This is a genomic window from Pseudoalteromonas sp. P1-25 (assembly GCF_001401805.1).
In the GTDB taxonomy this organism is placed as follows: domain Bacteria; phylum Pseudomonadota; class Gammaproteobacteria; order Enterobacterales; family Alteromonadaceae; genus Pseudoalteromonas.
The window spans coordinates 17,464-31,038 of record NZ_LKDW01000017.1; the positions used below are offsets into that span (position 1 = coordinate 17,464).

Below are 13,575 nucleotides of genomic sequence, written 5' to 3' on the forward strand. Positions count from 1 at the left end.
GTCGTTATTTAACAAAACCAGCTTTAGCTAGTAAGCTCATTGAAATGTCTGAGCCCGTTGGCTGCTCAGCCCCTTTAATAAGGCGCTCTAAATAACGTGCAATTTGGTCAACTTCTAAATTAACGCGTGTGCCCACTTTAAAATCAGCAATGGTAGTTTGCTCGCTTGTGTGCGGCACTATGGTTAATTTAAATTCATTACCTTGGACAGCGTTTACTGTCAGGCTTATACCATCTATACATACAGACCCTTTATAAGGAATGTACTTCATTAAATTTTCATCTGTGCTTAACCAGTACTCTGTTGCGCGCGCATTACTCGTAATAGCGGTAATGGTGGCAATGCTATCAACATGACCAGAGACCAAGTGCCCCCCTAAACGCGATACCGGCTGCATGGCTTTTTCTAGATTAACTGTTTGGCCAATATTGTAATTTGCAAACCCAGTGAGGCTGATAGTTTCATTTGATAAGTCGGCACTAAAGCCATCAATGTGCTTATCTACTACGGTTAAGCATACGCCATTAGTGGCAATACTATCACCTAGCTTTACATCGCTCATATCAAGGTTAGCGCTTTGAATGCGAATGGCTAAATCGCCTTGTTTTTTTTGTAATAGCGCAATTTTGCCTGTGGCTTCAATTATTCCAGTAAACATAGCCCTACTCTTCAAATTAAGTGGTTGGAATGTGTTTTATAGCGGTTATACGTAAGTCATCGCCTATTTTCACACATTCTGTAAACGTCAAATTAACGGTATTTTGCATATCTGTCAGCGGTGCAAAATTAACTAAGCTTTTTGCATCGCCCCCCATTAATTTTGGCGCTAGATAAAATATATATTCGTCTATTAAATTAAGCTCTGTCATTTTACCGGCAAGTGTAGCACCCGCTTCTAAATAAACATGATTAAATTGCAATTTAGCAAGGTGCGCTAAAACAGACGTTAAATTAACTTTGTTATTGTGCTGTGGCACTTCTATATGCCTTACAAAATGTGGCCATTGCGCTGATTTATCAACCTTGGTAGTAAATATTATTATATCACTTTGAGTATTGAATAATGCCAACTCTGGTGTAAGCCTATTTTGCGAGTCAATGATAACACGCACAGGTTGGCGAAGAGGTAACTCGGTAGGTAAAGCCTCTGGGAGTTCGTTTAACCTGACATTAAGTTTAGCATCATCCGTAATGACCGTATCGGCGCCGGTTAAAATAGCGCAACTTTGTGCTCGGTGTAACTGAACATCTTGTCGCGCAGCTGAGCCAGTAATCCACTTACTTTGTCCATTTTTAAGCGCAGTTTTACCATCAATACTAGCGGCCATTTTACACGTTACGTACGGCAGCCCCTGCTCCATACGCTTAAAAAACCCCAAATTAAGTGCGCGCGCTTGCTTCTCTAACAGCCCAAAAGCAACCTCAATACCAGCATCGCTAAGTATTTTAAGCCCCTTGCCTGCTACTTGCGGGTTAGTATCGACCATCGCAGCAATCACCTTTACTACACCTGCCGATTTTAAAGCTTCTGCGCAAGGAGGGGTCCGCCCGAAGTGACTACACGGCTCAAGCGTAACATAAGCTGTTGCGCCTTTTGCATTTTCACCTGCTACAGCAAGCGCATTAACCTCAGCATGTCCCTGCCCCGCTAATTGATGAAACCCTTCACCAACTATGTGGTTATCTTTAACTAAAACACACCCTACATTAGGGTTAGGAGTGGTTGTAAATCGCCCTTTTTTCGCAAGTTCGATGGCCCGCGCCATATACATTTCATCTTGTTCGGTAAACGGTATTTGGCTTTGCATTACTACTCCCCTAAACGGGCAATTTCTTCACCAAATTCGCGTATATCTTCAAACGAGCGATATACAGAGGCAAACCGCACGTAGGCGACTTTATCAAGCTTTTTAAGCGCCTCCATTATGCACTCCCCCACCAAGTGGCTCGATATTTCTCGCTCACCGGTAGCACGCAACTGCGATTTGATAATATTAACCACTTCATCTACTTGCTCAGTACTTACAGGGCGTTTTTCTAGGGCGCGATTAAGGCCATTTAGTAGCTTGTCTTCGTTAAATGGTTCTCGGCTACCGTCTTGTTTAATCACACGAGGCATAACTAACTCGGCGCCTTCAAAGGTAGTAAATCGCTCGTGACACTCGTTACATTCACGACGACGGCGAACTTGGTGGCCTCCGCCAACAAGGCGAGAATCAATAACTTTAGTATCTTTTGCGGTACAAAATGGGCAATGCATAACTAGGTAGTTCCGTTTTAAACAAAAAAGGCCGCTATTTAGCGGCCTTTTATCTTAGCAAAAAAATAGGGCCTGTTGGCCTTTCAGGATTAAATTTGTTCTATCTAGGGGTGATTTAATCGCGACGCGAGGTTTGTAACCTAGTGGGCTAAATAAAAACCGAGCAAAGCTTCCGCGTCCTGCTCACGCCCCTTACCTACATCCATGTAGGCAACAAAGAGTAAATCGCCCCTAGGACGAACCCGAGGGCAGTGCATGTTTGGCATTTATGCTGCGTTATCGCCTATTTGTGTGGAGTAACCACACTACATAGACTCTGCCTTGCCTAAAAACCAAACATACTACTGCAAATTAAACCTCGAAAGGTAAACAGGCCCCTTGTTGTGCTCTAAATTACTGCTGCTTATGCAATTAAGCGTATACAGGTAATTTTGCACAAATTGCTTTAACTTTTTCTTTAACTTGTGCTTGTACAGACTCATCGTTGATGTTGTCTAACACGTCACAAATCCAGCCAGCAAGCTCTTTAGACTCAGCTTCTTTAAAGCCACGACGGGTAATTGCAGGTGAACCAATACGCAAACCAGAAGTAACAAACGGTGAGCGAGGATCGTTTGGTACAGAGTTTTTGTTCACGGTAATATTTGCATTACCAAGCGCTGCATCTGCATCTTTACCTGTAATATCTTTATCGATTAAATCAAGTAAGAACAAGTGGTTTTCTGTTTTATCAGATACGATTTTGTAGCCGCGTTCTTGCATAACAGCAACCATAGCTTGTGCATTTTTAACAACTTGTGCTTGGTATGTTTTAAACTCTGGTTGTAGTGCTTCTTTAAATGCCACTGCTTTTGCAGCAATAATGTGACACAAAGGTCCACCTTGACCGCCAGGGAATACAGCACTGTTAAGCTTTTTGTAAATTGCTTCGTCGCCACATGCAGAAATAATTAAACCACCACGAGGGCCTGCTAATGTTTTGTGGGTTGTTGTTGTTACAACATGCGCGTGAGGTACTGGGCTTGGGTAAACACCCGCGGCAATTAAACCTGCAACGTGAGCCATATCAACAAATAAATAAGCACCTACTTTATCAGCAATCTCGCGGAATTTAGCCCAATCAACAATACCTGAGTATGCAGAAAAACCACCAATAATCATTTTCGGTTTATGCTCTAGTGCTAGCGCTTCTACCTGTGCGTAATCAATTTCGCCGGTTACTTCGTCTAGCCCATATTGGATAGCATTATATAGCTTACCAGAGAAACTTACGTGTGAACCATGCGTTAAGTGACCACCATGAGCTAAGCTCATACCAAGTACAGTGTCACCGGCTTCTAATAACGCTAAAAAAACAGCGGCATTAGCTTGAGAGCCTGCATGAGGCTGAACGTTCGCATAGTCAGAACCAAATAACTCGTTCGCACGATCGATTGCGAGTTGCTCAACAACGTCTACGTGCTCACAACCGCCATAGTAACGTTTGCCCGGGTAACCTTCTGCGTATTTGTTTGTAAGCTGTGAACCCTGCGCTTCTAGTACGCGTGGGCTACAGTAGTTCTCTGATGCAATTAATTCAATGTGCTCTTCTTGGCGAGCAGTTTCTTTGTTTATCGCGTCAAATAACTCTGGATCAAAATCCGAAATATTCATGCTACGTTCTAACATTGGGGTCTCCTAGGGCAACGTGTATGGTGTTTTTTAGAGGCTTTATTGTACGCTTTAAACAACGCTTTGCCTACGCTCTTAAGTTGAGGATATTTAAACAGGGATTGAATCTATTTCACAGCATTTTTAAGATGATATTTTTTTATAAATTCATTAATAATTTAAATGACTTTTAATTTTTACATTTAATTAGTTAATGACAGTAGTTTTATAAACTGCATTTAAAACACAAAAAAAGCGGCCAAAGCCGCTTTTTTAACACTAAGTTAGTTAGCCCAACTTAGTGAGTATTTCATTACGTAACGCGTCGTAATCAGCGTTAATGTCCTTTGCTAAACAAGGTTTTGCAAGTGCGTCGCTCAGTGGTTTTGGCATCTCAAGTTCAATATTAAGAATCTCTTCTACGCTTTCTTTAAACTTAGCTGGGTGAGCAGTTGCTAAAAAGATACCCGCGGCGTCAGCGGCTTTATTCTCTACAAGGCCTTGGTATGCAATAGCGGTATGGGGCTCTGCAACATAACCAATTTGTTGAATATTTTTCATCACTGCTTGCGTATTTTCTTCGCTCACGCTGGTTGAGTAAAAATTATCGTAGCTAAACCAGTTATTATCTAACATTGTTTGCACACGTGGCCAGTTGTTTGGTTTGCTCACATCCATCGCATTTGAAAGCGACTCAAGCGTGGCATTTGGCGCCCAATTTTTATCAAGCATGTAGCGTGGCACGGTATCGTTTTGGTTAGTCGTTGCGCTTAGTTTACCTACTGGCAAACCAATTACAGCACCAATCATGGCGGCACATACATTACCAAAGTTACCACTAGGGACTGAAATATGCGCGGTAGCACGCTTTTCTTTTGGTAGCTGTGCAATGGCCTCAAAGTAATAACATACTTGTGCCACTAGGCGGCTAATGTTGATTGAGTTAGCTGAATTAAGACCCAGTGTAGATTTAACTTCGTCATCTAAAAACGACTTTTTAACTAGCTCTTGGCAATCATCAAAACTGCCATCAACTGCGTAACAATGAATGTTGTCACCAAGCGTAGTAAATAGCTTTTGCTGAGCAAGCGAAATTTTGCCTTTAGGGTATAGAATAACCACATCTATATTTGGCTTGTTGTAAAACGCATGCGCTACAGCAGCGCCAGTATCGCCAGAGGTTGCCGTTAAAATCGTGACTTTTTCGCCTTTGTTAAACTGTGCTAAACACTCAGCCATAAAGCGTCCACCAAAGTCTTTAAACGCAAGCGTAGGACCGTGAAAAAGCTCTAAACAATAGTTATTGTCTTCAACCTCTACCAATTTTACGGGGAAGTTAAACGCATTTTTTACCATTTGAGCAACAGTATCAGCGGGCAGTTCATCGCCAATAAGGTGCGATAAAATTTTGCTACTGCGGGTAACAAAATCCATATCTAATAACGTATCTACATCTGTTAGTGGCGCTAAGCTTTCAGGGAAAAATACCCCCTGATTGCGCCCAAGCCCTGTTTTTACCGCTTCAACAAACGACACTTTTTGAGAATTTTCTTTTAAATTATGTAATTGCATAAATGCCTATCCTATAAAACTGTTAATTGACGCGTGCCATCGTTATCTAATTTACAAATGTGGCAAAAGCCCTGCTCATTTATATAGTTTTGCGCTAACCACTGCGCACATTTTTCAGCCGCTTCTAATGTTTTACACACTGTAAATAACGTAGGGCCTGCACCTGAAATACTGACAACTTCAGCGCCTAATGCTGGAAGGTTCGCTTTTGCCTCACTGAAGCCGGCAATTAAAGGCGCCCGGTACGGCTCTGCAATATCGTCTTGCATAATGCTTAGTGCATCATCAAAACGCTGCGTTAATAACAAACTGCTAAATGCCGATAAACGCTGAGCAAACTCAACCCCCGCATACATACTTAACTCTTTTGGTAATACCGAGCGTGCCTTTGCGGTATTAAGCGAAAAACCAGGGAACGCCGCTACGTAGTACCAGTTTTCATCAACTGGTAAAGCAATTGACTTATCAGGAATTAAATCGCCTGTAATCTGTAAGCCCCCTAAATAACACGGGGTGATGTTGTCGTAATGACGCCCACCACTGACTATCGCTTCAAAATCAGCCATTAACTCAATCAGCTCAACTTGGCTTAAATTGGTTTGAGCAAACTTATCAAGCGCTGCAAAGGTTGCGACCACCGAGCACGCACTCGAACCTAGCCCTGAGCCAATTGGTAAGTTCTTTTTAAGTTCTAATTTTACACTTGGCATATCTGGCGCCACGTGCGCTCTAAAATGCACTAAACACTGATATGCTAGGTTTTCGCTCGCATCGCTTGGTAACTTATGCGCGTATTCGCCTGAGCAAGCAAACTCATCACTTTGAGCGGCGCTTACTACGGCCACGTCACCTAATAAACTGCCATCAATAGGCGCAAGCGCTGCGCCTAGTGCATCAAAGCCCACTGCAAAATTACCTATAGACGCCGGAGCATATACTTCTATCATTTTTAACTCCTAGCGCGATAACGTTTTTAATACGTCGGCAAATACACCGGCTGCTGTTACTGCAGAGCCTGCGCCGTAACCACGTATTACAAACGGGCGTGGTTGATAATACTGGCTTAAAATAGCTAATGCGTTTTCACCATCACGAATAACATTTAATGCATGCGATGAATCGACCGCTTCAATACCTACTTTACAGTGGCCTTCTTTAATTGTACCTACATAACGAAGTACTTTACCCTCTGCTGCGGCACTTTGAATACGGTCGTTAAACTCAGCGTCTAAACTTGGTAGTTTAGCCATAAATTCATCTACGCTGTCGTCTTGTGCAAAACCTTGTGGCAATACCGACTCAACTTCTATATCGCTAAGCTCTAATTTCATGCCGGCTTCGCGAGCAATAATCAGTAATTTACGTGCTACATCAGTACCCGATAAATCATCGCGTGGGTCTGGCTCTGTAAAACCGCTTTCTTTTGCTTTAATTGTTGCCTCAGAAAGTGATAAACCATCTTCTAGTGCACCAAACATGTACGACAGTGAGCCTGATAAAATACCGCTAAATTCGAGTAACTCATCACCTGCACCAAATAACGACTGTAAGTTATCGATTACCGGTAAACCTGCACCTACGTTTGTTTCGTATAAAAATTTGCGGTTATTTTTTTGTGTTGCTGCAATTAAGTTTTGGTAATAATCGTACGAGCTGGTTGTTGCCTTTTTATTAGCGGCCACAACATGGAAACCCGCATTTAAAAAATCCACATACTGAGCCGCTAGCGCATCAGAAGACGTACAATCTACAATCACTGGGTTTACTAAGTGATTTTGTTTTACAAACTGCTCTACTAAATTTAAGTCAAACGCTTGCTCTGATGCTGCTAGCTTTTGCTGCCAATCATCAAATGCAATACCTTCGCTGTCTAAATGCAATTGACGAGAATTAGCAACGCCATATAGGTTTAATTTAATATTTCGTTTTTCAAGCCACGCCTGTTGGCGTTCTAACTGAGAAATAAGCTCTTGGCCTACTAAGCCACAGCCAAGTAAAAATACGTCGATTGAAGGGACGTGAGTAAAAAAGTTTTCGTGGCATATTTTTACTGCATCGTTACACAGCTCACCGTCAATAACCGCTGAAATAGCACTTTCTGTAGAGTCCTGCGCAATGGCTACAATGTTTACTTGGGCCTGTGCAAGAGAAGCAAAAAACTGCGCAGCTAAACCTTTGTGTGCACGCATGTTATCGCCCACTAAAGTAACAATGGCAAGGTTACGTTGTACGTGTACCGGCTCAATTAAGCCTGCTTGTAATTCAAGCTCAAATGCACTTTGCAAGGCCTCTAGCGCTAGCGCTAAATCACTTTCGTGCACACAAAAGCTAATACTAAACTCGCACGATGATTGCGTAATTAACACAATCGATACGTTATCGTGCGCAAGAGCATTAAATACCTTAGAGGCCATACCCACCTTACCTTTCATGCCAGGGCCTGACACGGTAAGCATTGCTAAGTCTTGCAAGCTAGAAAGCGCTTTTACAGGTTCATCCGATGAATAATCGTTACCAATTAATGAGCCTTGAGCATCTGGGTTATGGGTATTTTTAATTTCGCACGGTACACCCGCTTTGGCGCACGGTAAAATGGTTTTAGGATGAAGTACTTTAGCGCCAAAGTAAGAAAGCTCCATTGCTTCTTTATAAGATAAAAAGTCAACTTTAGTCGCTTTTTTGATGTAACGCGGATCGGCGCTGTACACCCCATCAACATCTGTCCAAATTTGACATATTTCAGCATCTAAACATGCAGCAGCAATTGCCGCTGAGTAATCAGAGCCGTTACGGCCAAGCGTAGTGAGTTCACCTTGCTCATTGCTGGCTGTAAATCCTGGCATAATATAAATAGTGGCTGGGTTTTCTTTAAGTACTGCTTGAAAACGTGCTTTACTCGTTACTAAGTCGGCTTCAGCATCAATGTACCCCCCTGTAGAGGCAACACAGCGTGTTGCTTCTAGGTATTGTGCATTGTGCGAGCTTAATAAACTTTGCATAAGCGATACACTTACTCGCTCACCAAAACTAATTACAAAAGCACGAATTTGATCTGGGCAGCATTTAATAAGCGCCACACCATCTAGCTTATTTTTAAGCTCATGAAAATCTGGCCAGTTTGCGACTTCGCCACTGCTTTTTTCTACTTCTGCTTTTAATGTTTCGCATCGGCTTAGTAAAGCTTGCCATTGCTGTGAAAAGTCCAGACCTTGCTCTGCGGCACTTGCCAGCGCAACTAATGAGTCAGTCATACCACCGGGTGCAGAAAGCACCAGTAACATTTCATCTTTTAACTGTGCTTTGACAAGTTGAGCTACTTGTTGCAAACAGGCAAAGTCAGCAAGCGAAGAGCCTCCAAATTTTAAAACGCGCATTATTTATGTTCCTCATCCCATAAAACGAAAAAAGGCCTGTGTTCTTAGTGAACACAGGCCTTTAAATTTGTTGCACCGACCTATGCCACTATCCAGTAAGAATGGTGGTTGTAATAATAATGGTCAGTACGCGATTAATTGTTTTCATAACACTAAGACTGCCTTAACAAAGGCTATGCTGTCAACCCCAAATTAAAAGATAAAACAGCCTTTTTGAACATGAAAAAACCTAATGAATGCCAAATTTATGCAAAACTTCGCTTAAGGCTGATTTGTTAATAGGTTTATTTATAAAGTCGATAGCACCTAACTGCGCCACCTTTTGCTTCATTTGTTGTTGAATATCAGCGGAGATCACCAATACAAAGCACTCTATTTTTTCTGCCTTAATACGCTCTAGCACCTGTACACCGTCAACTTCTGGCATGGTTAAGTCTAAACACAGAAGATCAAATTGCTGCAAGCGTAAAAGCTCAAGCGCATCGGCCCCGTTTGCAGCTTGCTGTATGTCGGCATTCACGCACTCATTTAAACAACGCACAACTTGTTTACGTGCAACAGTGGAATCATCACACACTAATATAGAAAATTTCATCATGTTTACTACTAAAATAACCTTCTAAAAATTATAAAAACGAGCCATCCGTTGGTTTTTTTCTATTCTAACACGTTCCTAAAACTCTAACACTTTGCTTGTTCGTATAGTGTGATACGGTAACCTTACAATAAAACTTTAACTATTATTAATAATTCCCCACCCAATCGATACTTATGTAATATAAGTGGGCATTTGGATTACTTTAAACCAAATTAGTGCACTATTATTAAAACAAAACGACTCACAAGAGTCAGTCTCTTTAAAATATAAGTTTTTTTATTTATTTTTAAGGTTTTATTGACTAACTTTTAGGATAGAAATTGCAACTTAGATATAATTACACCGGATGAGTAAATCCCATATGTTACAAAAAAGCCTTTCTAAGAAATTGTTAACTAATGTTTTATCAGTGTATTTTTTACTCACCTTTGTGGTGACATGTGGACAAGTGCTTGCTGAATTTGTAAATACTAAAGACTACATTCGTGATGAGCTCAGTACACTACAAAAAACCTTCAGTAGAAGCTTAACGCGTGCAATTTGGGAACTAAATACAAAGCAAACAATAACAACCGCAGAAGGCTTACTTGCCATCCCTATGGTGGAGGGCATTATTGTACGCGACGACAGCGGCGAAATTATTTCGCAACTGGGGCGCTCTCTAGATATACATAAACTTTATAATCAACAACTTGTTCAAGAAGAAGTTATTATAGAGGACACTAAGTCAGGTCTATTTGGTTATACATTCCCACTCATTTTTGAGTTCTCAGGACGTGCTACGCAAGTGGGTGATGTAACCTTATTTTCGAGCCGCGACGTGGTATTTAGCCGAATAATGGTATCTATTTACTTTTTAATTGGTAACGCCATGATCAAAACCACCTTTTTGATCATCTTGTTTTTAATGGCATTTAGAAAACTGCTCACCGACCCGTTAAACGAATTAACCGATCAAATAGAAAACCTTGAGCTTGATGACTTAGAAGGTCAACACATAGAAATTGAAACCGAAGAGCATAACGAACTAAACGTTATGGAGCAGTCTTTTAATAACTTAATAGATAAAGTAGTCCAATACAGAAAGGAGCTTGAACACACTCAACGTGAACTGATTGTTAGTAATGAAAAGCTCGACCAACACAATATACAACTTGAGCAGGATGTTGCTCGTAAAACATCAAATTTAAGTCAAGCAATGATGGATTTACAGCAACAGAAGTACGAACTAGAAAAGCAAAAACTAGTGTTAACCGAAGAGGTTGATTTACGTAGGCACACCGAAGAAGAGTTATTAACCAAACAAAAAGAGCTCGAACGCTACCTTGACGAGCTAAGCCTTGCTCAAGAGCGATTAGTAGGCACAGAAAAAATGGCCGCATTAGGCGGGCTTGTTGCTGGCATTACACATGACATAAATACGCCTATTGGTATCGGGGTAACCGCTATATCGTTCTTGCAAGAGCGTTTAAATACCTTAGAAAGCGCGTATAAAGAAAAAACTTTATCGCCTAAAGCATTAGAAGAATTTATAAACGAAGCCAAGCAAAGCACGAGCTTGCTTACAACCAACCTTGATAGAGCCTCTGAGCTCATTGCCAGCTTTAAACAAATAGCGGTAGATCAAGCCAGTGAAGCTGTAAGAACAATTAACTTTAAAGATTACTTAAACGAAGTGATTTTGTCGCTTCACCCTAAACTTAAAAAAACCAAGCACACCATAAACTTGCAGTGTCCGGATGATTTAGTTCTAAATTTACCTGCTGGGGCGATTAGCCAAATTTTTACCAACTTAATTATGAACTCAATTATTCATGGTTTTGATAATATTGCGCAGGGCAATATTGATATAAATATTAGTGCCAATGACACGCTCCTTGTGATTGACTACAAAGATAACGGTAACGGTGTAACAAAAGAGCAGTTAGCTAAATTGTTCGACCCCTTTTTTACTACAAAGCGCGACCAAGGCGGTAGTGGCTTGGGCACACATATAACCTTTAACTTAGTTAAGCAAACGCTCAGCGGTTCAATAGAGGCTAACAGTGAACCCGGTAAAGGGCTGCATTACCATATTGAGTTTCCTAAAAATATGCCAAAGCCATTATTTAATCAATAAAGGCTTTGGTTAAAATCAGCCATTTCGAGAACCCCATTTTATTGCTATGATTGAGCAAATTTATAAGATGGAAAAGTTACCTTATGTGGTTTAGTAACCTGATTTGTTATCGCTTTAAGCAAGATGTTTCGTACACTCAAGAAGAGTTTGAAAAAGCGTTAGAACAAGATGTATTTCGCCCGTGTGGCTCTCAAGACCTCTCTACATTTGGTTGGACAAAAGCATTTGGTAAGCATGGTGACTCGCTGGCGCATTTTTCACAAAAAAGCATTTTAGTGTGTGCCAAACGTGAAGAAAAAGTGCTACCTGCATCTGTTGTTAATGAAATGGTTGCCGAAAAAGTAGATCAAATAGAGGCGGAAGAAAACCGCCCGGTTAAAAAGAAAGAAAAAGACGAGTTAAAAGAAAACATTTTAACGACCTTATTACCTCAAGCGTTTAAAAAATCAAGCCTGCAGTTTGCCTTTATCGATCAAGAAAACGGGTGGGTTGTAGTAAACAGTGGCAGTTTTAATAAAGCAGAAGAGTTACTTGCATTGCTGCGTAAATCGCTGGGCACTTTACCGGTAGTTCCTGCGTTTGCAAACTACGACCTGGATGTATTTTTAACTGATTGGCTAACTAACTTCAGCACGCCAGAAAACTTTGCTATAGGGTTTGATGCAGAACTCGAAGAAGCCGACGACAGTGGCGCACAGGTTAAACTAAAAGGCCATGATTTATCATGTGATGAAGTTAAATCGCACCTAGAAAATGGTAAACGTGTGACTAAACTTGCGCTTGACTGGCAAGAACGCCTGAAATTTATGCTGCAAAACGATGGTTCTATCAAGCGTTTAAGCTACTCAGAAACGTTAAAAGAAGAAAACGCCGATATTCCAAAAGAAGATATGGCGGTTAAACTAGATGCTGACTTTATTTTAGCCTCGGAAGAAATCAAGCTACTGCTTGAAGAGCTGACGGCCGGTTTAGGTGATGCAGAAGATTTATAAAACGCTAAAATTATAAGCGCTATTAAAACTAAAAAAGCACGACTCAGTCGTGCTTTTTGCTTTCACCTTTATAACTGCTAATTAGCTAAATGTGTCTTTCACACTTTCAAGCATGTCGTTGTATTCGTCACTTGAAAATAGCTGCATAGAAGGAATAACACCTTTATCTATGTAGGTTTGTAAAGCCGCTGATTTATCAGACACCTGTAATGTTCCCTCTAAAATAGCGCCAATACGAATAAAATCAACATAACCAATCTCTTCAGGGCGATATGTAGGGTCAGCCCAATGCCTAGCAACATTTACAAATTCAGGTGGGAACTCCCACGCGCCCATAATTGAGCCACCAATTTTACCACTGAGTTTTTGAATTGCATGCGCTAAAAAGCTTGGGTTAGCAAACACCTCTGGGTGGCGCTCAGCTTCGGTTAAAATAGGCAGTACACCAATGTTATATACCAACGACGCCAGCGTTATAGAGTCACTATTTAACGATGTGCGTTTATTATTTTGTAAATAAAACGCCATAAGCGTTATTGAGTGCCCCGCCACATTTAGCGTTTTTTGCCACGCTTTACTCATGTAGCCTTTTATTAGCTCATTATTAGAAACAAACAGCTGCTCCATTGCCATTGCGGTTGCTATATTTTTAATTTGGCGTAAGCCAATGCGAGTAACGGCTTGCTGTAAGTTAGATACCTTAACTGTGCGACCCATAATTGCGCTGTTGGCAACTTTAATCATGCGCGCTGAAAGTGCTGGGTCTTGGCTAATTACCTCTGACATTTGCATTAAGTTTACATCAGGGTTGTCAGCCGCTTGACGCACTTTAATTGCGACTTCAGGTAAGGTAGGTAAAACCAAAGTATCGTTGTTGATTCTATCAACCAAAATCGTTAATAGTGCATTTTCTGTAGACATAGAACTGTCATCCTTTTGTTTCTGGGCCGCAATGCAACTGCTAACCTCGGATAAAATGAGTAATACAATGAGTATTATCTAACTTACCG

Annotated in this window: 11 protein-coding genes; 2 read left to right on the forward strand and 9 right to left on the reverse strand. The window is 41.0% G+C overall.

Going from position 1 to position 13,575, the window contains the following annotated elements:
* Positions 1 to 4 precede the first annotated feature (4 nt).
* The 8 genes from AN393_RS11715 to AN393_RS11750 all read right to left on the reverse strand — a co-directional run bounded on the left by AN393_RS11715 (position 5) and on the right by AN393_RS11750 (position 9,454).
* A complete protein-coding gene (locus AN393_RS11715) occupies positions 5 to 658 on the reverse strand; it encodes a riboflavin synthase (protein ID WP_055018150.1) in 654 nt (217 codons plus the stop codon).
* Between the two features lie 16 nt (positions 659 to 674).
* On the reverse strand, positions 675 to 1,808 hold the full coding sequence (gene ribD, locus AN393_RS11720) for a bifunctional diaminohydroxyphosphoribosylaminopyrimidine deaminase/5-amino-6-(5-phosphoribosylamino)uracil reductase RibD (RefSeq protein ID WP_055018151.1): 1,134 nt from the start codon (positions 1,806 to 1,808) through the stop codon (positions 675 to 677).
* Between the two features lie 2 nt (positions 1,809 to 1,810).
* The gene (nrdR, locus tag AN393_RS11725; protein ID WP_004586861.1) at positions 1,811 to 2,260 is read right to left on the reverse strand and encodes a transcriptional regulator NrdR; all 450 of its coding nucleotides are present in this window, start codon (positions 2,258 to 2,260) and stop codon (positions 1,811 to 1,813) included.
* Positions 2,261 to 2,671: 411 nt separating this feature from the next.
* The gene (gene glyA, locus AN393_RS11730; RefSeq protein WP_055018152.1) at positions 2,672 to 3,928 is read right to left on the reverse strand and encodes a serine hydroxymethyltransferase; all 1,257 of its coding nucleotides are present in this window, start codon (positions 3,926 to 3,928) and stop codon (positions 2,672 to 2,674) included.
* 270 nt (positions 3,929 to 4,198) lie between these two features.
* Positions 4,199 to 5,482: a threonine synthase gene (thrC, locus tag AN393_RS11735; protein WP_055018153.1), complete on the reverse strand. Its 1,284-nt coding sequence runs from the start codon at positions 5,480 to 5,482 to the stop codon at positions 4,199 to 4,201.
* Positions 5,483 to 5,493: 11 nt separating this feature from the next.
* The gene (gene thrB, locus AN393_RS11740) at positions 5,494 to 6,429 is read right to left on the reverse strand and encodes a homoserine kinase (protein WP_055018154.1); all 936 of its coding nucleotides are present in this window, start codon (positions 6,427 to 6,429) and stop codon (positions 5,494 to 5,496) included.
* Positions 6,430 to 6,438: 9 nt separating this feature from the next.
* The gene (gene thrA / locus AN393_RS11745; protein WP_055018155.1) at positions 6,439 to 8,856 is read right to left on the reverse strand and encodes a bifunctional aspartate kinase/homoserine dehydrogenase I; all 2,418 of its coding nucleotides are present in this window, start codon (positions 8,854 to 8,856) and stop codon (positions 6,439 to 6,441) included.
* A gap of 229 nt (positions 8,857 to 9,085) precedes the next feature.
* Positions 9,086 to 9,454 (reverse strand): response regulator, encoded by a 369-nt coding sequence (locus AN393_RS11750; protein WP_055015321.1) that lies wholly within the window; start codon positions 9,452 to 9,454, stop codon positions 9,086 to 9,088.
* Positions 9,455 to 9,815: 361 nt separating this feature from the next.
* Here AN393_RS11750 and AN393_RS11755 point away from each other — a divergent pair, with 361 nt between their 5' ends.
* Positions 9,816 to 11,573 (forward strand): HAMP domain-containing sensor histidine kinase, encoded by a 1,758-nt coding sequence (locus AN393_RS11755; protein WP_055015320.1) that lies wholly within the window; start codon positions 9,816 to 9,818, stop codon positions 11,571 to 11,573.
* An 83-nt stretch (positions 11,574 to 11,656) separates the two neighbouring features.
* Positions 11,657 to 12,565, forward strand: coding sequence for a recombination-associated protein RdgC (gene rdgC / locus AN393_RS11760; RefSeq protein WP_004586854.1), 909 nt, complete (start codon positions 11,657 to 11,659; stop codon positions 12,563 to 12,565).
* 81 nt (positions 12,566 to 12,646) lie between these two features.
* On the opposite strand, the gene AN393_RS11765 is transcribed toward rdgC, so the two are convergent.
* A complete protein-coding gene (locus AN393_RS11765; protein WP_055015319.1) occupies positions 12,647 to 13,486 on the reverse strand; it encodes an HDOD domain-containing protein in 840 nt (279 codons plus the stop codon).
* Between the last annotated feature and the right edge of the window lie 89 nt (positions 13,487 to 13,575).

Excerpts from the sequence above, each read along its gene's own strand:
- AN393_RS11715 (WP_055018150.1), bottom strand. The coding sequence starts at position 658 with ATGTTTACTGGAATAATTGAAGCCACAGGCAAAATTGCGCTATTACAA.
- ribD (WP_055018151.1), bottom strand. The coding sequence starts at position 1,808 with ATGCAAAGCCAAATACCGTTTACCGAACAAGATGAAATGTATATGGCG.
- nrdR (WP_004586861.1), bottom strand. The coding sequence starts at position 2,260 with ATGCATTGCCCATTTTGTACCGCAAAAGATACTAAAGTTATTGATTCT.
- glyA (WP_055018152.1), bottom strand. The coding sequence starts at position 3,928 with ATGTTAGAACGTAGCATGAATATTTCGGATTTTGATCCAGAGTTATTT.
- thrC (WP_055018153.1), bottom strand. The coding sequence starts at position 5,482 with ATGCAATTACATAATTTAAAAGAAAATTCTCAAAAAGTGTCGTTTGTT.
- thrB (WP_055018154.1), bottom strand. The coding sequence starts at position 6,429 with ATGATAGAAGTATATGCTCCGGCGTCTATAGGTAATTTTGCAGTGGGC.
- thrA (WP_055018155.1), bottom strand. The coding sequence starts at position 8,856 with ATGCGCGTTTTAAAATTTGGAGGCTCTTCGCTTGCTGACTTTGCCTGT.
- AN393_RS11750 (WP_055015321.1), bottom strand. The coding sequence starts at position 9,454 with ATGATGAAATTTTCTATATTAGTGTGTGATGATTCCACTGTTGCACGT.
- AN393_RS11755 (WP_055015320.1), top strand. The coding sequence starts at position 9,816 with ATGTTACAAAAAAGCCTTTCTAAGAAATTGTTAACTAATGTTTTATCA.
- rdgC (WP_004586854.1), top strand. The coding sequence starts at position 11,657 with ATGTGGTTTAGTAACCTGATTTGTTATCGCTTTAAGCAAGATGTTTCG.
- AN393_RS11765 (WP_055015319.1), bottom strand. The coding sequence starts at position 13,486 with ATGTCTACAGAAAATGCACTATTAACGATTTTGGTTGATAGAATCAAC.